This window comes from Sulfurovum xiamenensis (genome assembly GCF_030347995.1).
GTDB classification, from domain to species: Bacteria; Campylobacterota; Campylobacteria; order Campylobacterales; family Sulfurovaceae; genus Sulfurovum; species Sulfurovum xiamenensis.
The window spans coordinates 326,646-349,392 of record NZ_JAQIBC010000002.1; the positions used below are offsets into that span (position 1 = coordinate 326,646).

Annotated in this window: 26 protein-coding genes; 12 read left to right on the forward strand and 14 right to left on the reverse strand. The window is 36.5% G+C overall.

Annotated features, from left to right (window positions below; all coding sequences use genetic code 11):
* Positions 1–40: 40 nt before the first annotated feature.
* From PF327_RS04745 to PF327_RS04770, 6 genes are all read right to left on the reverse strand, one after another.
* Positions 41–421, reverse strand: coding sequence for a thioredoxin family protein (locus tag PF327_RS04745; RefSeq protein WP_289401529.1), 381 nt, complete (start codon positions 419–421; stop codon positions 41–43).
* An 8-nt stretch (positions 422–429) separates the two neighbouring features.
* Positions 430–1,131, reverse strand: a complete 702-nt coding sequence (locus tag PF327_RS04750; protein ID WP_008242598.1) for a cytochrome c biogenesis CcdA family protein — start codon at positions 1,129–1,131, stop codon at positions 430–432.
* Between the two features lie 2 nt (positions 1,132–1,133).
* Positions 1,134–1,367: a thioredoxin family protein gene (locus tag PF327_RS04755; protein WP_008242595.1), complete on the reverse strand. Its 234-nt coding sequence runs from the start codon at positions 1,365–1,367 to the stop codon at positions 1,134–1,136.
* A 105-nt stretch (positions 1,368–1,472) separates the two neighbouring features.
* On the reverse strand, positions 1,473–2,417 hold the full coding sequence (locus tag PF327_RS04760; protein ID WP_289401530.1) for a permease: 945 nt from the start codon (positions 2,415–2,417) through the stop codon (positions 1,473–1,475).
* Positions 2,418–2,822, reverse strand: coding sequence for an arsenate reductase ArsC (locus PF327_RS04765; RefSeq protein ID WP_008242593.1), 405 nt, complete (start codon positions 2,820–2,822; stop codon positions 2,418–2,420).
* Positions 2,819–3,142: an ArsR/SmtB family transcription factor gene (locus PF327_RS04770; RefSeq protein WP_008242592.1), complete on the reverse strand. Its 324-nt coding sequence runs from the start codon at positions 3,140–3,142 to the stop codon at positions 2,819–2,821. The genes PF327_RS04765 and PF327_RS04770 overlap by 4 nt, the downstream gene beginning before the upstream one ends.
* A gap of 116 nt (positions 3,143–3,258) precedes the next feature.
* Between PF327_RS04770 and PF327_RS04775 the strand changes: the two genes are divergently transcribed.
* Positions 3,259–4,521 carry an arsenic transporter gene (locus tag PF327_RS04775; protein WP_008242591.1) on the forward strand — a complete coding sequence of 421 codons (1,263 nt, stop codon included), beginning with the start codon at positions 3,259–3,261 and terminating at the stop codon, positions 4,519–4,521.
* A gap of 46 nt (positions 4,522–4,567) precedes the next feature.
* Entirely contained in the window at positions 4,568–5,311 is a 744-nt protein-coding gene (locus PF327_RS04780; RefSeq protein WP_289401531.1) for a DUF4395 domain-containing protein, read from the forward strand.
* Between the two features lie 113 nt (positions 5,312–5,424).
* On the opposite strand, the gene PF327_RS04785 is transcribed toward PF327_RS04780, so the two are convergent.
* The 3 genes from PF327_RS04785 to PF327_RS04795 all read right to left on the reverse strand — a co-directional run bounded on the left by PF327_RS04785 (position 5,425) and on the right by PF327_RS04795 (position 8,378).
* Positions 5,425–5,853 carry a globin domain-containing protein gene (locus PF327_RS04785; protein WP_289401532.1) on the reverse strand — a complete coding sequence of 143 codons (429 nt, stop codon included), beginning with the start codon at positions 5,851–5,853 and terminating at the stop codon, positions 5,425–5,427.
* A 220-nt stretch (positions 5,854–6,073) separates the two neighbouring features.
* Positions 6,074–6,826, reverse strand: a complete 753-nt coding sequence (locus PF327_RS04790) for a diguanylate cyclase domain-containing protein (protein ID WP_008242587.1) — start codon at positions 6,824–6,826, stop codon at positions 6,074–6,076.
* Positions 6,819–8,378: an EAL domain-containing protein gene (locus PF327_RS04795; protein WP_289401533.1), complete on the reverse strand. Its 1,560-nt coding sequence runs from the start codon at positions 8,376–8,378 to the stop codon at positions 6,819–6,821. Before PF327_RS04795 ends, PF327_RS04790 begins: the two co-directional genes overlap by 8 nt.
* Positions 8,379–8,811: 433 nt before the next feature.
* Here PF327_RS04795 and PF327_RS04800 point away from each other — a divergent pair, with 433 nt between their 5' ends.
* Together PF327_RS04800 and PF327_RS04805 are read left to right on the forward strand one after the other, a co-directional pair.
* Positions 8,812–10,233, forward strand: coding sequence for a glutamate-cysteine ligase family protein (locus PF327_RS04800; RefSeq protein ID WP_008242581.1), 1,422 nt, complete (start codon positions 8,812–8,814; stop codon positions 10,231–10,233).
* Positions 10,234–11,262, forward strand: a complete 1,029-nt coding sequence (locus PF327_RS04805; protein ID WP_289401534.1) for a M14 family metallopeptidase — start codon at positions 10,234–10,236, stop codon at positions 11,260–11,262. It abuts the gene before it with no gap.
* Between the two features lie 10 nt (positions 11,263–11,272).
* On the opposite strand, the gene PF327_RS04810 is transcribed toward PF327_RS04805, so the two are convergent.
* Positions 11,273–11,980, reverse strand: a complete 708-nt coding sequence (locus PF327_RS04810) for an ABC transporter permease (RefSeq protein ID WP_008242577.1) — start codon at positions 11,978–11,980, stop codon at positions 11,273–11,275.
* A 485-nt stretch (positions 11,981–12,465) separates the two neighbouring features.
* On the opposite strand from PF327_RS04810, the gene ntrB reads away from it, so the two are divergent.
* The 4 genes from ntrB to PF327_RS04830 all read left to right on the forward strand — a co-directional run bounded on the left by ntrB (position 12,466) and on the right by PF327_RS04830 (position 15,252).
* Positions 12,466–13,284: a nitrate ABC transporter permease gene (gene ntrB / locus PF327_RS04815; protein WP_008242575.1), complete on the forward strand. Its 819-nt coding sequence runs from the start codon at positions 12,466–12,468 to the stop codon at positions 13,282–13,284.
* Positions 13,281–14,072, forward strand: coding sequence for an ABC transporter ATP-binding protein (locus PF327_RS04820; protein ID WP_289401536.1), 792 nt, complete (start codon positions 13,281–13,283; stop codon positions 14,070–14,072). The genes ntrB and PF327_RS04820 overlap by 4 nt, the downstream gene beginning before the upstream one ends.
* Before the next feature lie 128 nt (positions 14,073–14,200).
* The gene (locus tag PF327_RS04825) at positions 14,201–14,476 is read left to right on the forward strand and encodes a hypothetical protein (RefSeq protein ID WP_289401537.1); all 276 of its coding nucleotides are present in this window, start codon (positions 14,201–14,203) and stop codon (positions 14,474–14,476) included.
* Positions 14,477–14,484: 8 nt separating this feature from the next.
* Positions 14,485–15,252, forward strand: a complete 768-nt coding sequence (locus PF327_RS04830; RefSeq protein ID WP_289401538.1) for a thiosulfate oxidation carrier complex protein SoxZ — start codon at positions 14,485–14,487, stop codon at positions 15,250–15,252.
* A gap of 118 nt (positions 15,253–15,370) precedes the next feature.
* Here PF327_RS04830 and PF327_RS04835 read toward each other — a convergent pair whose 3' ends face one another.
* Positions 15,371–16,477 (reverse strand): hypothetical protein, encoded by a 1,107-nt coding sequence (locus tag PF327_RS04835; RefSeq protein WP_289401539.1) that lies wholly within the window; start codon positions 16,475–16,477, stop codon positions 15,371–15,373.
* A gap of 217 nt (positions 16,478–16,694) precedes the next feature.
* Between PF327_RS04835 and PF327_RS04840 the strand changes: the two genes are divergently transcribed.
* Both PF327_RS04840 and PF327_RS04845 read left to right on the forward strand, forming a co-directional pair.
* Positions 16,695–17,132 carry a T6SS immunity protein Tdi1 domain-containing protein gene (locus tag PF327_RS04840; protein WP_289401540.1) on the forward strand — a complete coding sequence of 146 codons (438 nt, stop codon included), beginning with the start codon at positions 16,695–16,697 and terminating at the stop codon, positions 17,130–17,132.
* 12 nt (positions 17,133–17,144) lie between these two features.
* Positions 17,145–17,828 (forward strand): hypothetical protein, encoded by a 684-nt coding sequence (locus tag PF327_RS04845; RefSeq protein ID WP_289401541.1) that lies wholly within the window; start codon positions 17,145–17,147, stop codon positions 17,826–17,828.
* 23 nt (positions 17,829–17,851) lie between these two features.
* Here PF327_RS04845 and PF327_RS04850 read toward each other — a convergent pair whose 3' ends face one another.
* Positions 17,852–18,418: a tyrosine-type recombinase/integrase gene (locus tag PF327_RS04850; protein ID WP_289401542.1), complete on the reverse strand. Its 567-nt coding sequence runs from the start codon at positions 18,416–18,418 to the stop codon at positions 17,852–17,854.
* Between the two features lie 258 nt (positions 18,419–18,676).
* Between PF327_RS04850 and PF327_RS04855 the strand changes: the two genes are divergently transcribed.
* Together PF327_RS04855 and metE are read left to right on the forward strand one after the other, a co-directional pair.
* A complete protein-coding gene (locus PF327_RS04855) occupies positions 18,677–19,018 on the forward strand; it encodes a hypothetical protein (protein WP_289401543.1) in 342 nt (113 codons plus the stop codon).
* A gap of 54 nt (positions 19,019–19,072) precedes the next feature.
* Positions 19,073–21,352 (forward strand): 5-methyltetrahydropteroyltriglutamate--homocysteine S-methyltransferase, encoded by a 2,280-nt coding sequence (gene metE, locus PF327_RS04860; protein ID WP_008242550.1) that lies wholly within the window; start codon positions 19,073–19,075, stop codon positions 21,350–21,352.
* A gap of 187 nt (positions 21,353–21,539) precedes the next feature.
* Here the strand turns inward: metE and PF327_RS04865 are convergent, their stop codons facing one another.
* On the reverse strand, positions 21,540–21,683 hold the full coding sequence (locus tag PF327_RS04865; protein ID WP_155993683.1) for a hypothetical protein: 144 nt from the start codon (positions 21,681–21,683) through the stop codon (positions 21,540–21,542).
* A gap of 169 nt (positions 21,684–21,852) precedes the next feature.
* Positions 21,853–22,686: a mechanosensitive ion channel family protein gene (locus PF327_RS04870; RefSeq protein WP_289401545.1), complete on the reverse strand. Its 834-nt coding sequence runs from the start codon at positions 22,684–22,686 to the stop codon at positions 21,853–21,855.
* Positions 22,687–22,747: the final 61 nt, after the last annotated feature.

Here is a 22,747-nt window from a genome sequence, read left to right on the forward strand (position 1 = left end):
ACTTACATGACGAATTTGAAAAGGTGTAAAATTTTTAGATTTAAAACTGATACCTAATAAATAATTGAACCAGTTCATCCTCACTTAACAAACCGATATGTCTGTAAACCTCTTTACCTTCTTTATCATAAATAATTTGAGTTGGAATCATCATTATATTAAGGATTGAAGCGGCTTCACGCTCTTTTTTTACATTGATGAAATGGATATTGTACACAGGGTTTTCCTGTACTATTTTATACAGCATACTGCCCATGATCTTGCAGCTATGACAAGTATCTGAACCTACTTCTAAGAAGTAAGGTTTCCCCTTACCGATACTTTGCTGTATCTTCTTGTATGAACTCTCTTTAAGCATATGCTCTTTACCAAAAGCCATTGATACACAAAACACTAAAAAAACTGTTATGATTAATTTCATTTTATCTCCTAAAACTGTAAAACGGCTTGCCATGCAAAATAGAAACCTATACCTATAAGCATCAACGCAAAGCCTTTATTGATGGAATTCGACACTTTTGCAACTACTACACTTGATGATATACTTTGTGCAAAACCAACTGAAATGCCTGCAATCAAAAGAAGCATTGAATGTCCTAAAGCAAATGTCAGAATAAGGGCATAAGCATACATATATCCACTGTTTGCCGCAATGGTAATGATCGAAACAAGAGGTGCTGATGCACATGGTGTACTCACTAGACCAAAGATAACTCCTATCAGGAACCCTCCAAAGAGGCGAAACTTGATCAGATGCATCATAAGTGAAGATTTATCAATTTGACCAAAAACTCCCCAGGCATACAAACCGATTGATATACTCAAAAATGAGGCAGCTAAATATGCCCAAACTGGTGCAACTGAAAAAAAACCTCCAAATTTGGCAACAATAAATCCCAAAATTGAAAAACTGATCATGACACCTAAAGCAAACAAAGTTGCAAAGGCATAGGTATAGAATGCTTTTTTTCTACCTTCCAAATCTTTATTCAGAGCTACAGAACTTCCTACTAAAAGTGGTACAGACACCAAAGAACAGGGAGCGATAGCTGTAATACTCCCTGCACCGAAAGCACCGAGAAATGCCAGAAGAGAATTTGATTCTAGTAAGGCAAGTATACTCTCTTGCATCATTATCCGTTTATCAGTGCAACAACTTCATCTACACTCAATAGTTTTCCTGTACTTACAACTTTACCATCTATCACAAGTCCAGGTGTACTCACTACCTGATACTCCATGATCTTCATGATATCATCGACTTTTTCTATTTGGGCGAACTTTCCGCTTTTCGCAACAGCTTCTTTTACAACCTTTTCCAAGGCAACACACTTGGCACATCCGGTTCCTAATACTTCGATCTTCATAACAAACACTCCTTCATTATTGGTTCTAACTCTTTAGCATTCAAGCCACCAAGAAAAGCTTTTATACATTGGTTGGTATGATTGACTTTAAACATTATTTCTCCTTTATAAAATAGTATTAAAAAGATACCCGATGATGATGATCCCACTTCCGACTATGGCGAAAAATAATCCAATAAGTCTTATAGAAATGATCTTTTTTAGTATCAGTGCTTCGGGTAAACTCAATGCTGTGACAGCCATCATAAAGCTGAGTGCCGTGCCCAAAAGCATCCCTTTGCCGGTGAGTACTTCTACTAAAGGCATAACACCTGCCGCATTAGAATACATAGGTATACCCATCATCACGGCGATGATCACGGCAAACGGATTACCTTCCCCTGTATAACGAGCAATAAAATCAGTCGGGATATACCCATGTATCCACGCTCCTACACCTACACCAAGTAATACATACAGATAAATTTTCTTGAAAATATCCAAGGTATAGCCCCATGCTTCCTTTGCTCTCTCTTTGACTGTCAGCGAGACAAGCCCGGCTTCCAGTTCAGAATCAATTGGTTTCACATCCAACAGTATCTCTTTTTCAGCACCCATTTTTCCGATAAAGTAACCGCCGATGATGGCAACCATCAGCCCAAAACCGATATATATAGCTGTAACCTTCCATCCAAAAAGCCCAAAAAGCATTGCTATGGCAATCTCATTGTTCATAGGAGCAGAGATAAGATAACTAAAGGTAACCCCTACCGGGATCCTTGCTTGAATAAAACCTAAAAAAAGAGGGATCGCAGAGCAGGAGCAAAATGGTGTGATGATCCCGAACAGTGAAGCACCTACATGCCCATAAAGAGCAGATTTACCCTGAAGATGTGCACGAACGTATTCTGTATTGACCCATGTTCTCAAAAAGGAAACGGCAAAAATGATCGTAAGCAGTAAAAACCATATCTTGACAGTATCATAGATAAAAAAGTGTAAGGCATCCGCCAACTTTCCTTCAAGCCCTACAATACCGTAGATAAACTCTTTGGTGAGTTCATACCACATTTAGCAAAGCTCATTTTTGATGATAGGAAGGAGTTCTTTTTCAATAAGATTGAGTGTTTTTTCATATTCTTCTACCGCCTTGCCGCTTGGATCTTCAAATCCTACATGTATCGTCTTCACTGCTTTTGGGAACATAGGACATGTCTCATTTGCATGGTCACATACAGTCACAACCAGATCAAAAGGTGTATTCAGCACTGTTTCGATCACTTTTGAGTGATATTCATCCCTCCAGAACCCTTTTGACTCCAACAGTGCCTGAGCATTGGGATTGACTTTTCCACTTGCTTTGACACCAGAACTTTGAGCAAAGACACAATCACCGAGTTTAGCATTGATCAGTGCCTCTCCCATAATAGAACGACAACTGTTTCCCGTACATAAGATCAATACATTTTTTTTCATACTTTACATCCTTGTGTTTGTGATATGTTCTTTAATTCAGGAAGATTCATATCCAAATAACGGATCTCTTCCAATGCTTCACTGCGAAAGCGGTCCAAAGGTTTTCGAATGGAGTAATATGCCCAGGTTCCTTTACGCTCTACTCGTAAAAATCCTGCATCTTTTAGAATCTTAAGGTGGCGTGAAAGGCGGGACTGTATCATGTCAAATGATATCTGCATGTCACATACACATGTCTCCCCGTATTTATCAAGAAAACGCAGGATCAACACTCTTGTTTCATCATTAAGTGCAGCAACACTTTTTAAAAAAACTTCCATCATCACTCCTAGTATATTCATAAAATTGTAGCAGATTTTAATTACTAAATCAAGATATCTTGATATATTTATTTAACTTTCGATATAGTTACCAAATTAATTTATAGGAAGTTTATATGTTTTTGGCAATTTCAGTCTTTTTAATAACCTTGGTTTTTGTGATCTGGCAGCCTCGTGGTCTTCAAATAGGTACAACAGCTGTCATCGGTGCAGTAGCCGCCCTGCTTCTAGGTGTAGTGAGTTATACGGATGTTTTTACCGTGATAGACATTGTATGGGATGCCACATTGGCATTTATAGGTATCATCATTCTCTCCATGATACTGGACCAGATAGGCTTTTTTGAATGGGCAGCGATTAAAATGGCACAATTAAGCAAAGGCAGTGGGAACAGGATGTTTGTCTATATCTTAATTCTTGGTGCACTTGTTGCCGCATTCTTCGCCAATGATGGAGCAGCACTCATCTTAACCCCTATTCTACTGGCCAAGATGAAGTACTTAAAAATGAATCCGTTGGCTATCTTTGCATTTTTGATGGCTGGAGGATTTATCGGTGACAGTGCATCCAACCCTCTGGTGATCTCAAACCTTACCAACATCGTAACTGTCGGATACTTTGACATCGGTTTTATCGAATATGCAAAAAATATGTTCCTGCCTAATCTTCTGTCAATCTTCGCTTCCATTGTCGTCTTGTGGATCTATTTCCGTAAGGAGATTCCATTAAAAGTTGATGTATCTACACTTCCAGAGGCCTCTTCAGTCATTAAAAACCAGACCATGTTTAAATTGAGCTGGTGGTTTTTGGGATTGTTGATGACGGGTTACTTTATCGGTGACTTTTATGACCTTCCCGTCTCTGTGTTTGCACTTGGCGGAGCACTGATATTTTTAGCCATAGCAAACCATTATAAAGCGACCAAACCCCTCATGACCATCAAAGCTGCGCCTTGGCAGGTGGTTTGGTTCTCCATAGGACTCTATGTTGTGGTCTACGGACTTAAAAATGCAGGACTTACCGACACCGTAGCCTCATGGATCAGTGCACTCCAGACACAGGGTGAAGCCATGGCGGTCATAGGTACAGGTTTTCTTGCTGCGGGTCTCAGCTCTGTGATGAACAATATGCCGACCATCATGGTGATGGACATCGCCATCAATCAGGTAGGATATACAGGAAATGAAGCGTTGGTCTATGCCAATATACTTGGCTCAAACCTCGGTCCTAAAATGACCCCTATCGGCTCACTGGCCACCCTCCTTTGGCTTCATGTTCTTGCACAAAAAGGTGTAAAAATAGGCTGGGGAGAATATATGAAAGTGGGACTTGTGATCACCCCGCCTGTATTACTGATAGCCTTACTCGGTCTAATATAAATTTTTTATGACTACTCATGTAAAACGTAAAGAAAGAGAGAAAAATATGATAAATCTAAAAGAGTTTTTTGCCTATGGCGAAAAGGTACCAGGATATGAGATAGGTATGCTGAATGAAAGAGAAGCACGTGCGGCAGCAGCTATACTGTTTGTCGGTGCATTTCTTGGACTAATGAACGGGATCATGCTGCATACGGCAGTCTTTTCTAAATATTTTGTAACATTTTTTGCTATCGACTTTACGATGCGTATCATTCAGCCACGATATGCGCCCAGTTTGATGCTCGGACGTTTTTTTGTACAAAACCAGAGACCTGAGTATGTCGGAGCTGCACAAAAACGTTTTGCATGGGTACTGGGATTTATACTGGCATGGCCAATGTTCTACTATCTGGTCATTGATTTCCAGCCTAACCCGCTTAAAGCACTGGTGTGTTTGATCTGTATGGCACTGCTCTTCTTCGAGGCGGCCTTCTCTATCTGCCTGGGCTGTAAGATCTTCGAATGGGTCAAAGGAAAAGATCCGAAGTACTGTCCAGGCGGTGTATGTGAAATGAAGATAAAAGAGCCTATCCAAACCTTTTCAGTAGCTCAAAAGATTATCCTTATCTCCACGGTACTGGTCATGGGATACGGTATCTATGCCTATTTTACCAAACTACCCGACAGAACTGTGTTTGTCCAAAAGATGAAAATGATGATGATGAGTCAGGCGGAACTTGATGCGATACAAGCAGCAAAAGAGCAAGCTGAAGAGGATGCATTCTTCAATGACGATGAGGATCCCTAGTTCTATCGATATCATCGTCAAATATACCTGCATGTGTATGGTCTTTAAAAATGCCAAAACTCATTATACATTGAAAATTAGCTCAATTGAAGTACGTAACAGACAAAGACAGTCTATCTGGAAGCATAGAGCTCTTTTTCTCTTCCTATCAGTATATCTCCCAAAAAGAAATACGCCTCTTTCCAGGCATCAATGACATCTTTACTTGCTACATCACCCAGCACATCTTTAATGGCTTGTAGCAAAGAAGCACCCACCATAGGATAATGTTCAGACTTCACATTGCTTGTTACATGCCTTTTTGCAATGTCATCAACCGTATGACTTAGTACATGAAGCTTATCTATATTGGCTGCGTATGCAACGATAGCCCCTGCAAGTTTTTTGTACTGCGCTTCAAGTGCTTCAGGAAAAAGAGCTCTTGTCTCAGGATAATTCATAAACAAGATCTCATACATTCTCGTAGTAATATCTTCTCCATATTCTACTAGTAACGGTGCTGTTTTTTTACATATCTCAACTGTTTTTTCTGAGAGTACCATTGCTTTTCCTTTATTTTATTGTTTGAATATATATTATTATATTACTATTATGAATCCTATATATACAAAATATTGTATAATTATTAATCAATACAAACTATAAATAAGAGTGATTCAAGTAATACATTAGACTAATTTAAAGAATAAAAAATTGAAAATGGTTAGGAGTGATTTTTATTTACTTGTATGTTTCTAGGTATATTGTAACCATCAAAGATGGTTACAAACTATTTTCAAAAAGTTTGTCATCTAACTGACCCAGTACCGATGCAAAAGATTCATTTTCTATATAGTGCATAAGTGCAGCGTTAAATGTCAGGTTAAATACCCTGTTACGGTGTTTGAAGCTGTAATTTGACATCTCATTTTGCATATTGTGTAGATGTTCTTCTGCTTCATTTTCATTCAACCCATGTAAAAAGATCAGAAAGTTATCCTCCGAATAACGCACGATCTCATAATGGCAATGCTTCTGGTCCAGATAACCAATCATATAGTCACTGACCTGTTTTAAGAGTCTATTCCCTATATTCGTATCATACTCACTAATGATCCTGTCATAATCGGTTATCTTGATACTGATCAAAAATCCGCGATCATTAAATGTTTCATTATTATTAAGCTTATCTTTAAAGATCCATAATCGGTTTTTACTCTTCGAAATGTCATCTGAAAAGAGTTGTGTACGCAGAGTGTCCATAGCAGACCGCAGAACATTCAGCTCCTTCATATAGTCTCTACCTGAATCAAACCAATGTTGCTCCATTTGTTTCAGTGACTGCATAGTGTTTATGATCTCATCCTCATCTGCTGCAACACTGTGAATACTTTTTTCTTGCTGTTGATCATCTATTTTTTTCATCTCTTCCATAAATATCTCAAGATATGTAGAAGGTAGGATGATGTCATGCTTTAACGCCCTAAGCTTTGTTTTTTCAGTGATTTGTACCAATTTATCGTTATTGTTATGCAATGTTGCCCCCTTTCGGCCCAAATGTTGCGCTAACACTCTCCCAATGCTCCGGTTTATGCAAATGATACCCTTGCAGATAATCTACACCGATACTTTTTGCCAGTCTCATAATAGTTTCATCACTAATATATTCAGCAATGGTTTTGATCCCGAGATCATGGCAGATCTTGACCATATTCTCTAGAATGATCCTGTATTTTTCATCATCTATTTTTGATACCAATGAACCATCGAGCTTTACAAAATCGATATCAAGGTTAGCGATATTGTCAAAATTCGAGAAGCCACTGCCAAAATCATCTATCGCGATAAGCACACCCTTTTTTTTAAGGGAAAAGATAAATTCATTGACCTGTTCAATATCCTCTATCTGTTCACTCTCTACGATCTCAACTGTTAAACGGCTACCGACTTTCTTTTGTTTGATCTGTTGCATCAAAGTATGACAAAGTTCAGAGTTATTGATATCTAGATAAGAGAGGTTCAATGTCATGGCAACATCATGTTTATCCATGACATCAAATACTTTTTCGATCATTTGAGACATCAACTGTGTATATAAACGGTACTCTTTTGATTTTTCCATAAATGCCGCTGGGGATAATACATGCCCTTCACTGTCCATCAGTCGCATAAGGCTTTCAAACTTGTTCGGGACATGGTTGTCATCCGCATCAAATATCCCCTGAAAATATGGTGTGACGGTCTCTTGTTTAATATTGTTAAGCAGTGTCTCATAGACCTTATTGACGATATGTTCATTCTTATCAATCGCATAACTGTCATAAAAAACATAGTTCTTTTGTGATCTTTTTGCTTCCTGCAGTGCTTTTTCCGCATAGAGCAAACTAACAGAACTATCTGCCTTTGTTGCACCAAACGTCGCATTGAGATGAATATGGCTATCGTCAGATATAACGAACCTATGATTTGCAATACTTTGGGAAAGCTGTTTTACCACATATTCAAGCAGACGATGATTTAGATCATTTTTGATGAACAAACAGAGTTTATCTGCATAGACATGATAGATATCGTAGGATAATACCCCAACACCCTGTGTTCTAAATATCTCTTTAGACTCCATCTCTTGAAGGGTACCTTTGATCATCGTTTGCATTTCACTCACAATGCGTGTACCTGTTTCATATCCATAGAGGATATTGATATCATCAAAGGCAACGATGTCGATCAGTGAAACGATAGCAACATCATTGTATCTGGAGATCATTTTTTGGTGATCCTGCATCGTTTTCCCTGATGATATAGCAGAAACTTGTCTCTTTTTGTTTTCATCGGCCAATATTTTTTTATCTGGTTGAGAAAGAGTTGCACCCATGTTCTTTCCTTTTTTGTCTAAGTCGACTTGATGTTTAATTTCCATCAGTTTAAGTAGAGCTTCATCTCTGGTCTGAGCATCTACTCTTTTTTTGATCGGTTTGCCATCAGCATCTCTATAGGTCACATAGTAACCTGTGACTTGCCCATCAGATTTACGATAGAGTTCACTGACACCTTTATAGTGCTTGTCAGTGATAGTTCTGATTGGCATCTTTTCCTCCGATCTCCATGAAACTTTTTTCTTAGAGAGTTTTCTAAAGTGTAAAACTCTAAACCTTATAATTCTATTGTACACAAAAGTTACTACATATGTCAAGAAAATGTAGTAACTTTTAAATAACTCTTTCAAATTCCTATTTATAGGGGGTATAGCATTATTTAAGTCATAATATATTTTTTAATATACTAGAACATAAAATAAGTTACTACAAGAATAATATTGTTAATATTAATCAATATCTAACATATGGATCTCATCACTTATTTGTCATTATTCAGTATGAAACGCTGCTTCCTACTTATGTATGTTTTCATTTTCAAGTGCTGTAAGAAGTATGAGAAAGAAAAATATTTTTCATCCTCCCCTACTTCATTCGGGTTGTTTCTGTTATACTTATAGAAGTTAATCCACAACAAGGTATCCAATGGGTAGTGAGATAAGCCACAGAGAGTTTACTGAAAAAGATTTTATAGCCTTTCAAAAAGCATTGGATGCTGAGTTTGCATATGTAAAAACTCTTTTTGATAAAGGTTGCGAAGTTTTTTCCAATGCGTACCGTATAGGGTATGAACTTGAAGTGTGTCTACTTACCAATGACAACCAGCCCAACCCTATCAATAAAAACATACTTGAAACGATAGACTCCCCTCTTTTTACCAATGAACTTGCAAAATATGATATGGAGATCAATGGTCATGTTTTTGAGCTTGGTTCCGGGGCGCCTGAAGCGTTAAACAATGACCTTGTTGCACTTTGGGAACAGGCTCAAAACGCTGCCAAAAAATTTGATGCGAAGATCGGGCTTTTTGGAGTGCTTCCAAGTCTGAGGCTTGAACACTTCAACAAAGAGTTGTACCAATCTGATATGCATAGATATACCCTGGTATCCCAACGTATTAAAGAGTTAAGACATGAAAGTGTCAAGATCCTGTTTCATGGAGAGGATGAAGTCTCTTTGCAAAAAGATGATGTGATGTTTGAAGCACTCGGAACATCTCTACAGATCCATCTACAGATCCCTTTTGATAAAGCAGTCGCATATTATCATGCTGCACTGCTTGCCTCTGTTGTACTGGTAGGGTTCGGGGCAAACTCTCCTTTGGTGCTGGGGAAAAGGGCCTGGCATGAATCTCGTATCACCATCTTTGAACAATCTGTCGATACAAGAGACAAAGAGAGAAGAGAGCATGGTGAAGAGAGGAGAGTACATTTTGCACATGGGTATATAGATTCTTGGCAAGAGCTGTTTGAACAGAACAAAATGTTTAAAATTATTTTTGCCGATGTAAAAAACCAACCTGCAAGTGACCTCCACCATTTCAATCTCCATAATGGGACGATCTGGAGATGGATCCGTCCTATATTAGGCAAGGACAAGGATGGTAGACATACTCTCAGACTTGAACTTCGTGTACTTCCCTCTGGACCGACACTGATAGATACAGAAGTAAACCTATGGTTCTTTATAGGTCTCATCCATGGCTTGGTAAAGTCAAAGATCAACCTTACAAAAATACCTTTTGAAACAGTAAAAGATGATTTTTACTCTGTAGCAAAGAAAGGATTACAAACGAAATTTCATGAACCTGTAAATGCACAGAAAATTTCTTTGAAAGAGTGGATCTTAAACGATGGATTGAAGATGACTAAAATGGGGCTTGATGTTTTAGGCATAGATAAAGCCGACGGATATCTGGATATCATCAAACAGAGAACCTCCTGTGGACAAAATGGAGCTGTATGGCAACTTGAACACTTTAAAAAATATAACAGCATACCAAAACTTATGGAGGATTATATGAAAAACTCTGAGCAAAATATTCCCGTACATAAGTGGGGTCTATAGATGAACAAGCTGAACATAGTGAACAAACTACCCGATGCATTTTTAGATATTTCCTACCGGGATATTAAACAAGTATTCGACAGACCTACACTAGTAAATCTAAAAGGTCATAAAGCCCCTGCCCTGTTTATATCTATACTGCTTCATGGAAATGAGTTCAGTGGCTTGATGATCATGCAGGAGATCCTCAAAAAGTACAAAGATCCACAGGGATATACTCTACCAAGATCGATCTGGCTTTTTGTGGGAAATATAGAAGCAGCATCACAAGGAGTTCGTAGACTTGATCATGAACTGGACTTTAACCGCGGCTGGCCGGGAACGACTGAACCAGATGCACCTACAGCAAAACTTATTGCCCAAGTGATGCAGAAGATCACAGAGGATGAACTCTTCGCAGCCATTGATCTGCACAATAATACAGGGAAAAACCCGCCTTATGGCTGTATCTCCGTTGTCAATGAGAAGAACAAGTACTTAAGCAGCTTTTTTAACCATATTGCGATGGTATTCCATACACCCAAAGGGGTCTCAACGATGGCCTTTGATGATATCTGTCCTGCTATTACCCTCGAGTGTTCTACTCCCGGCAATCAGCTTGGGATAGACAAAGCCGTGGCCCTGATTGATGATCTGATGCATATGGACCATTTCCCCGATAAAGCCCTTCCTTCTCATGATCTACAATTGGTACAGAACAGTGCCGTGCTTAAAATAGCCGAAGGTGTCAAATTTGGCTTTGAAGATGAAGAGGGAAGTTTTGATCTCACGCTGGTAGCCAACTTTGACCGTCACAACTTCACCCAGCTTAACATCTCAGAGGTTTTTGCACATACCACCCTGGAGAGACCCCTTATCGCTACAGCAGAAGATGGGACGGATCTAACAGATGAATTGATATCCAACAATAACGGTTCTATCTCTCTTAAAAAATCGCTCATGCCGGCGATGATCACTCTGGATAAAAAAATTATTGTACAAGATTGCCTCTGTTATCTATTGGAAGACTATCAAGGATTAAATATTTAATCCTCTTTATTTAAGAGTATCTTTTTTTCAAAAGCATCAAATAGATCACTACAGATATACCCGCAGAACCTAAGATCATCAGCATGACCATGATCTGATACCGTACAGCTATCAAAGGATCGACCCCTGATAGTATCTGACCTGTCATCATGCCAGGCAAAGATACAAGACCCACGGCAAAAAGCATATTGATCCTAGGAATCAGTGCTGCCTTAAAAGATATGACCCGGGCATTGATATAAGCATTTCCCCTATTGATCTCGCTTTCAACTCTTTCAGCAGCAATACTTACAGCATTCATCGCATTTGCAAAGATCATCCCAGCAAGCGGAATAATATATCTGGGTTCATACCAAGAATCAAGACTCAGTACACCAAACACAACCATCAACAGTGTAAAAATACTACCAATACATATAGAAAGAAAAGCGTAAAGATAGAATTTGTTTTGCCGTTTTTCAAGAGGCCGCATAGAGATGATACTTGCAGCAATAAGCATAACCGAAAGTATCAATAGTACGAGATACGGAGAATCCACATTAAAGATATAGGTCAACACATATCCTATCAGTATCAACTGTATCAACATCCTGAAAAGTGCATAAAAAAGCGTAACCTTATCCTGAGTCCAACGTATATAGATCACGATCACTATAGCAACGGGGATCATCACCCACAAAAGATTGAGAAATGAGATAGTGTATATGGATGTATTCATCTGTTTATTATAGCAAACTCATACTACGTCTTACTATCTACAGAAATACTCAGGATCATTTCTAGACTGTTGATTAAAATTTAATCAACAGTAGATATATAAACTACTCCATTGCTGTTATACTTGAATCACACATAGTTAAAAGGAATTTAAAAAGAGTTATCTAAAACAAATAGAGGGATAGTTAAAACCAAACAGCCAGAGTATATTTGTACTCATGGACCGGCTGAATTTAAAAATCCTACATTTGTCACTAAAAAAATGTAAATACAAAGCATAATGTTCTGTATTTACAAGTGCCTGAAGTGAATTAAATCCTCCTTTTTTGAATACAATGTAATCTCCTTATCTCACTTCAGGTACCTGTAAATACAAAGGTATTAACTCTTAAAGATCTCCATATGTCATAGGGGTGGACCCATATGAAAGTATAACTATGTCAAAAAACTATAGTTTTTTTAAACGTGCACATTAAAGGAGAAAAGATGAAATATGAGCTTATAAAAAAGATCATATTACCACTATTGGTATTGAGCACGATCTGGGGTATATGGAGTGGCATCGCAAGTGTGGTGGACGGATTCCCAACTCCTGCCAATACCTATCTAGCAGCTTTTGGTGGGGAAGATGCTGAAGGAGATGAAATCGATGGTATATTTGCTAACCCTTTTTATATAGATAGTGAAGAGGATAAAGGGATCTTTTGGCATCTCTTAGCATCGCTTAAAAAGGTTTTTGGTGGATTTGCACTTTCACTGATCATAGGGATCCCATTGGGCTTACACATAGGTATGAGCAAAAATCTTCAATATGCCTTTGATCCTATTATTCATCTATTAAAGCCTGTATCCCCATTGGCATGGTTACCCCTGTTACTTTTTATCTTCAAAGATAGTAATATGACAGTGATCTCAACCATTTTCCTTACCTCACTATGGCCGGTCATGATCTATACGGTCTTGGGTGTACGCAGTGTAAGTGAAAATTATATGAATGTGGCCAGGGTCTTAAGATTTAATGCACTTGAAAAAGTCGTACAGATCATACTTCCTGTTGCTGTACCATACATCTTTTCCGGTATGAGACTCTCACTGGGACTTTCATGGTTAGTGATCATTGGTGCTGAAATGTTGGCCGGTGGGATTGGTATAGGAACATGGATCTGGAATGCATACGATGACCTTGCTTATAGTCATGTCATTATTGGTATGTTCCTTGTTAGTATCATCGGGTTTATTTTAGATCTCATGATGAGAAAAGTATCTGATTTCTTTGATTACACAAAAAAAGGTAGAGCATCATGAGTGAATTTCTAAGTTTAAAAAATATTGAAAAAAGATTTCCTACGTCTGGGAAAGAAGCGTATATTGCATTGACCGATGTCAATTTAGACATTAAAAAAAATGAAATCATTTCTATCATTGGACACAAAGGATGCGGTAAATCAACATTACTGAATATCATCTTGGGACTTGAGAAACAGTCTCAAGGTGAGATTATTCTAAATGGAAATGCAGTGAGTGAACCGGGACCGGACAGAGCAGTCGTATTTCAGCATGGCTCTTTACTTCCATGGTTAAGCGTATATGAAAATATAGAGATGGCCATTAGAAAAATAATGCCTAAACTTGATGCCCTCACCTTACGTGAACGTGTAGAAAATTTTGTCTCCATGGTAAACTTGGATGCGGCTAAAGATAAACTTCCCTGTGATATCTCCGAAGGTATGAACCAGCGTGCAGATATCGCAAGAGCGCTTTCTATCGAACCCGATGTTTTACTGATGGATGAACCTTTTGCAGCGATTGACTCGTTAACAAGAACAACGCTGCAAGAACTTTTAATGCATATACAGCAAACTGTGAATACAACCATGATCATCATGACACATGACATAGATGAAGCCGTACTGCTCAGTGATAGAGTTGTCATGATGACCAATGGCCCTGCAGCGACTATCGGAGAGATACTCGAAGTAAATCTGGAGCGTCCAAGAAACAGAGTTGAACTTCAACATGATCCTGAGTATATCAGATGCAGAGAAGCCATTGTGGCATTTTTTTATGAAAAATTTGCCAAAGAAGACGAATAACATTATCAACTCATAGAAAGAAAACCTTATAAAGTTATATAGTTTATAAGGTTTTCATAAAAAAGTTTAAAGGTAGATAACCTTAGTTATACTTTTTGCTATAAAATGAAAAAAAGATGGGGTAGATTATGTATCTGGGACAAATAGGGGTTTTGTTTATAGGACTGGGTCTTTTATTATTAGCTTCACAAATTATTGGAACTGGGTGCCATATTAATAAAGAGAATAAAGAAAAATATCGAATTATTTCTTTGAAATCTGAGGCAACTCGTACATCTGATGAACAAATGTTTATTAGGGATAACTGGTTTAAATACTATGCGACAAAAGTTCGAAATATAAGTTTTATGATTGGACTACCTCTATTGGGTTTAACTTTCTTGTTTGATTACATTACAAAATAAGGAAATGAATGAATAGATATTTAAGTGTATTGGTTTTATTGTTAATTCCTTTTATTTTATCTGCTGAAAATACAATTGATACAATAAAAAGCAAGCAAAAAAATGATGTGGTCAGCGTAAAAATGAGATTAAATAGTCCAATGATAGAAGAAGATTTTATTTCCAACATTACTGCATCTGTTGGTGGCACAAATGTATTTGACTTTTTAGCTAGTCCGTTTGTTAGGAGAAAGCCAACTATTAAATTTAAGTTTAAAAATTTAACAAAAAAAGACACTTTTGATGTAGTTCTTACTCATAATACAGGCAAACAAGAACAGCAAAATTTTACAATTCATAAAAGTAGAAAGATGTCAAAAATACATACTTCTAAAATAGAAACAAAATTGGATAACAATGCCGTTTGGAAAGCTTCTACTGTTGACTCTGCCATTAAAGAACTTTATGGTGTGTCAAATATAAAAACAAAAATCATTAAAGAACAGATTTGTAGATTTTATTCAAGTATTCCAATACATATAAAGTCAGATACATATTATAAATCTATATCAATTTTTCAAGATGCAAATCCACGATCAGCAGTAGCTATATTTAATATTCCAAAAAATCAAATTATTGATTACGAAATATTTATTGAAATGAAAAAAGATGGAATAATTACTTCAGTATTTGAAAATAAAGACGGTGAACTTTTCAAAGAACTCCAACCTGTTGTTGTTTCAGGAACAATATCTCATCTGTCATGTCATGGCAATCAATTAATCAACGATATGTAACCTCCTATAGAAAACCTTATAAAGTTATATATTTTATAAGGTTTTCAATTATATATAGAATTAAAGTTTGAAATAGGGAATCAAAAAGCCGTCTACGGATTTTTGATTATTGTCTATATTACTCAACATTACTTACCCAAGATATTCCCAAAAACCCATTCTTTATATGTAGTTTCACATAATCACCTTTTTGTTTTTGATTGTATAAAATACGAGGGACTCTGACATCGATTTTAGCATTTTCATTAGCCACGTCAAAATAACACCTGTACCGGGCTCTTACAAATTTTCCTGACACCTTATAAACAACCATATTCGGTTGGCTCTTATCTAAAATTGTATTACTGTATTTGATTATCAATCCAAGTAGAAGAATACTAGATATTATTGAGAAAATAAAATATCTTAAAGAAATTTGTAGTCGTTTAGAGCTATTTTTAGTTATCTTAAATATCCTATAAAAAATACAAGATGCAAAAACTAAACTTGCGATACTTGAATATAATATATATTTTGATGAGTCTATTACAGAGGGGTAAATTTTATGACTTTCTGTAATAGTAAGAAAAAAACTCATCAAAGCAATGAAGAATAGAAGAAATTTTATTGATATGAGTTTTTCATATAACTTGATTTCTGTTTTATTGGTAATAGGCTTCAGATCTAAAAGCTCAATGATTCTGTAAATATTCTGATTGAAGATATCAAGAAAATAGCCCATATCAAGTGCTTTTCTTTTGAATTTTAATTTTAGATTGAATTTGATAAAAAACATTTTTTCTTCGTTTGAAATTTCAATGTTTTTAACTGCATATTGAAATTTTTGTTCAAACAGAGATAGAAGAGCGTTTTGGAGTGCAGGGTTTAACAGCCTTTCCTGAAGTAGTTCTTCATCGGACATACAAATGATGTTTTCGTCAAGCTTGCTATTTTTGGTTTTAAAAATATTCAAGATGTGTAGTTTGACAAGAACTGATTCAATCCAAGTCTTTTTTCTAATTGTAAAGTTAGCTTCAGTGGGGCTTTCTAGAGCAATTATGATTGATTTTACTTTGCCACTATAAATATTTTCTTCATTAATTTGATAAAAAACATTTCCATGTTTATTTGTTATGACTTTAGTATTTCTCTGATCTTTGATTGACAAAGAGTTTTTTTCTTTTGAAAAAAATTTAGCGATAAAAAACGAAATAACTACAAAAAAAGATACTACAAATATATCCAATACTTCCCCCAATTAGATAGATAACTATTTATTTAACAAACATTATATAAACAATAGCTTGTATTTTTCAAATAAACGAACAATTAGAATGTGGGTTGCTGAAAAATGGAAAACCTTATAATCTAACATATTTTATAAGGTTTTGGAGAGAGTATATTTTTGCTATACTCTCTCTAAATATCGTAAGAGAAAATAAATAGTTGGACGCAATCAAAACATGAACATTGTAGAAGAAATTAAAGAATCTTGGGGCTGGATAGGCATCAACCCTGTAGAGGTCATTGGAGAGAATGACTTTGGCAACCTGATGATTAAAGATACTGATGGTAAATTTTGGCGCTTATGCCCAGAAGATGTTTATTGTGAGATTGTGGCACAGAACCAAGAAGAACTTGATACTTTATCTAAAGATCAAGAGTTTTTAGAAGATTGGTATATGAGGGCATTGGTAGATGTAGCACAAGACAAGTTGGGACCGTTAGAAGAAGGTAAAAAATATTATTTGGTTATTCCTGGGGCACTCGGTGGTGAATATGGAATTGATAATATAAAAACTGCTCCTCTTGTGGAGATTATTAGATATTCTGGAGATGTTGGAAAACAGATTAAAGATCTTCCCGATGGTGCTCAAGTTAAATTAAAAGTAATAGATTAATGGAGAATAAAATTGTTAAACATCTTTAGCAGCTTTAAAAGAAAAACCATCCCCGTTGTTAATTGGACTTTTTTTTCAACATTAAAAGAAGGGAAAGAGCTATATAATGCTAAAACTTGGACTGGTTGGGATGAACAAAAATGGATACCGATTGCTTCAAATGATTTAGGTGATGCAATAATCATAAACAATGACTTTATTTATGAAGTACAGCATGATACTGGAGAGACTAAACCTTCACTAATTACTAAAGAGGTTGATAAATTAATTGTTCTTTTTAAAGATCTCATAAAATTCAAAGGATATTCAGAAGAGGATTCTATTGAAATTCTTACAAATAAGAAGCAATTGCTAAAAGACTTAAAAAAGCAAGCACCTCGATCACTTAAATATGAGTTTCAAATGGAGATTGAAGATATTCAAGATGCTATAAGTGAAAAACGCTGGTTTAAAACTAAAGCTGGACAATATCAGAGAGAACACCAAGAGTATTTAAAGTTGGTTTATCCTGAGCTACATGACAATGGAAGATTTGCTGATGTAATGATTATGAGACATTTAAAAAGAAAAGTATTCATCGTAGGTGGTTGGCTAAAAGATGATGAATATGTCGATGACGTTAAAAAAATCGTTGACAAATACCCATCTCCATATCCAATAGAATATGGAGAGTTTAAACCTTATGATGAGGATTAGAGTATCTAAAAATTATAATCTTACTATCTAACAAGTGAAGACATAACCATCTCATCTGTTGGTTTGACATAGTTTAGTGTTGTCTTAAAAGAGCTGTGTCCAACAAACTTTGCCATGATCTGAACATTAATGCCCTTAGATGCCATTTCAGTCAATAATCCTTGCCTAAAGCTATGAGATGTATAGTTTGGTCCCAAAGTGTCTTTTATGAACTTATTAACTATAGTAATATAGCTTAAAGGATGCATTGAACTTTTTGGATGACCTGCACGTTGTATTAAGTTGCATTCTCCATCGTCTTCAAATTCAAGATTTATCAAATCATGTTTGAAGCGAGGAGATAAGTATAGTTTCCTTTGGGAATTTGTCTTTTGTGTAAACAGAAACAATTCACCTTTTTCGAGTAATTTTTTTACATCTTTAATTTTAAGTGTTTGAAGCTCATTTAATCTGGCACCTGTGTAATACAAAAAGACAAATGTTCTAAGCAAATTCTTTTTTGTATTTCGTCTTAGATCCTCTCTACCTCTAGTGTAAATCATTAGTTTTTTAAACTCTTTTGAGCTTATGCTTTCTTTTATAGTTTTCATTATAAAACCTCCTATATAGAACATTTTATAAGGTTTTCTATCGAAGGGTATGATTTCATGGCTCGCAAACGCCGCTATAGCGAAAAACGTTATAAAATATGTTAGATTATAAGGTTATTGACTATTTTCTTTGAGAGTAAGTTTGATAATGATCTTTATTGATATTTTTTACTTGATTTGTGTAGAGGCATTACTTTATCATTTGTATATAGTATTTACGATATGATTTCATAAATATTTAAAAAATTGAGGGCAAAAGTGAAGTCACCTAAAGGGTTTGGGAAACGCTATTTTACACTAGCATCCATCTTGGCACATACTGTTCAGCGTAAAATTGAAAGTCAAACCATCAAGATCGACCATCTTTTAGTCAATATGACTCCAAAAGAAGCAACGGAAGCGGATGAAAATGATCCTCCAACCGAGCTCTTAAACTTATTCCTTATTACAAATGCAAAGTCTTGCCATTGTAACTGCTTTTATAAGTTAAGAACCAGAATCATTTTAAAGATCAATCATTATATTCCGCGATGTCCCTACTATACGACCTGGTTCGCATTTAGAAGGACCGGAGTACATCCTCCTTACATTACTTTTTAATTTCCAATACATCTAATATCAATACACAATAACACATAACCAAAGGATAGAGTAATGTCAAAAAAAAGCTATATTACAGGTTTTCCAAGAATTGGAGAACAAAGAGAATTAAAAAGAATACTTGAGAGTTTTTGGGCACAGAAATGTTCATTCAATGAAGTTGAAAATGTCGCAAAGGAACTAAAAAAAAGACACTGGAATTATCAAAAAGAGGCGGGTATAAAGTATATCAGTTCGAATGATTTCAGTTACTATGACACAATGTTGGATACGGCGATTATGCTGAGTGCCATGCCAAAAAGGTTCAGCGATCTAGCGAACGAAACGCAGTATTTCTCTATGGCTAGAGGGAATAAAGAGAGTGTGGCCATGGAAATGACCAAATGGTTTAATACCAATTATCACTACATCGTGCCAGAACTCAGCCTTGAAGATGAGTACCGACTTAACAGCGAGAAGATAATCAATGAATATAAAGAGGCAAAGGCACAAGGTATTAAGACCAAGATTAACCTTATCGGACCGATCACATTCCTGGGGCTCTCAAAAAGGGTAGACAGGGGAGATACGTATATGCTGCACTCAAAAGTGTTACCGATCTATGAATCATTGCTCAAAGAGATCGCTACACTTGATGATGAGATTACCGTACAGATAGATGAACCTATCTTTGTAAAGGATAATGACCCAAAAGTTTTAAGCCTGATCAAACCTACCTATGACGCGCTTTCGACTATCTCTGAGTCGATTAAAATCATTGTGACTACTTACTTTGAACACTCAAATGAAGCAACTAGAATTTTGGTCAATACACCGATCTGGGGGCTTGGACTGGACTTTTTGTATGGAGAGAAAAACAAGGAGTCTTTAGCGCGTATTGCCAACAGTGATAAAAAATTGATTGCAGGCGTAGTAGATGGTAGAAACATCTGGAAAAATGATATAAAGCGTACGCTAGAGCTTTTGGAGGACATTGCAAAAGTTGTACCAAAAGAACAACTGTTTGTTTCATCTTCTTGTTCTCTTTTGCATACGCCATTTACACTGAAGTATGAAGAAAAAATGGATAGAGAGATTAAGAACTGGTTGAGCTATGCCGTTGAAAAACTGGATGAAGTTTCTTTGATATCCAAACTATTTTTTGAGGGGGAAGAGAGTCTGAACAACCATGAAAAGGTAGTTCTGGAAAACAATACTCAAGCCAATAAACACAGAAAAACCTCTACTGTTATACATGACAAAAATGTACAAAACAAAGTAGCCAACTTTAATAAATTTACCAGAGACGGTCAGTATGAAGAAAGGATCAAAATTCAAAAAGAAATTTTAGGCTATAGAGAACTGGCAACAACAACGATAGGTTCATTCCCTCAAACACCTGAAGTGAGAAAGGCCAGACAAGCGTTTAAGAACGGGCTCATTTCAAAAGAAGACTATGAACAGCAGATGAAAGCCTATATTGATGACTGTGTGGCATTTCAGGAAGCGTGTGGTCTTGATATATTAGTCCATGGAGAGCCTGAAAGAAATGATATGGTTGAATATTTTGGCGAGCAGCTCCAAGGATATGGATTTAGCCAAAATGGCTGGGTACAAAGCTATGGGAGCAGATGTGTAAAGCCACCATTTATCTACGGAGATATCAGCAGACCAAAACCCATGACTGTGGAATGGATGAAATATGCCCAAAGTAAAACAGAAAAAATCATGAAAGGAATGTTAACCGGTCCCGTTACCATACTCAACTGGTCTTTTGTAAGGGATGATAAACCAAGAGATGAAGTTTCCAAGCAAATCGCTGTGGCCTTAAGTGATGAGATAGATGACCTGCAAAATGCAGGCATTCAAATCATACAAGTTGATGAAGCGGCATTTAAAGAGGGATACCCGTTAAGAGAAGCGGATATAAAGACGTATGAAGCGTGGGCAGTCAGAGACTTCAAAATTGCCGTAAGCACTGCAAAAGAAGAAACACAGATACATACACATATGTGTTATAGTGAATTCAATGATATCATCAAAACCATTGAAGCGATGGATGCTGATGTCATTTCGATAGAGACAGCCAGAAGCGGCAATGAACTGCTTAAAATCTTTAAACAAGTCGGCTACAAGCAAGAAGTTGGACCAGGTGTATATGATATCCACTCTCCAAGAGTACCTAGTGTTGAAGAAATCGTACAACAGATCAAACTACTACTTGAAGTTCTTCCAAAAGAGCAGCTTTGGATCAATCCAGACTGTGGACTAAAAACACGAAAGTGGGAAGAAGTAAAACCTAGCCTAAGTAATATGGTTAAAGCGGTTCAAATCGTTAGAAGCGAATTAGTGTGATAAATATAGGACAAGACAATATGTCTTGTTCTCAAAACCTTATAAAATATATAACTTTATGAGGTTCTGGTGCAACAAAAAAAATTAGTTTAAAAATTGGTGTTTTGATCGAAGAAATAAAAAAAGGCATATCCCAAACTTAGGATACGCCTTGCTTTTTTTATCCAAAATATATTAATATAATGAACTAGAGACCACCAAGAAATGCATCCCAGTGTCCAGAATTATCTGGTATTCCTGAGCCAGCTTGATCTACTGGTGCAGGATGATGTGCCATAGCGCTTGAAGCTAAACCGATTGTTAGAAGTAAGATTGCTGTTAATTTTTTCATTATAAATCCTTTTAATTTTTTTGTAATGCTTATCTGATATTCAAATCAGAAACGCTTTATCCAAATTCAGATGAAGTATAAAATAGAAGTGTGAAACTAGTGTGAAGAGAAAACCTTATAAAATATATAATTCTATAAGGTTTGATTTTTTAAATGATCAAGATAGTATCTAAGCGTTTGCCACATGTGTGTGAATATCCATTTGCGGGTAAGGGATAGAGATACCTTTTTCATCAAATGTAAGTTTTACCTTTTCAATGGTATCAAAATGTACACCCCAGTAATCTGCAGCTTTGACCCATATACGTACCGTAAAGTTCACAGAACTGTCTCCAAGCTCACCTACACCTATAAAACTTGCGCGATCCTTCAATATACGTGTGTCCGCATCAATGATCTCTTGTAGGGTTGCCTTTGCCAGTTTTAGATCATCATCATAACCTATACCAAATACAAAATCAACACGGCGTTCTTCTTTTTTGGAAAAATTCGTGATATTCCCTGAAGCAACCGCACTGTTTGGAATTAAAATGACCTTATTGTCCGGTGTTAAAAGTGTTGTATTGAATAGTGTGATAGCCTCCACTGTGCCGCTCTCCCCTGCTACGGTAACGAAGTTCCCTACTTCAAAAGGACGGAACAGTATCAAGATCACACCCGCACCGATATTTCCAAATGTACCCTGAAGTGCCAAACCTATAGCCAAACCGGCCGCACCCAATATCGCTATGAACGAGGTGGTATCGACACCTAGATTATTGATCGCGGCTAAGACCACTACAATCAGCAGAAGTATATCGATGACACTTGCTATAAATGCACTGAGCGTCGTATCGATCTCTCCGCGCTCCATAAGTTTTTTAATGAAAGCAGAGATTTTATGTGCCACCCATTTACCAATGACAAAAATGGCGATAGCACCGATCACCTTTATGCCATATTCAGTACCGTACTGTATTGCCATATCTACATATTTATTGACTTCTGTGTTTGTTACTTCCATTGTCTCCCTTTATTTCCTAAGTTTTTATGTATAAACATTGGTCATACATTGAACCAACATC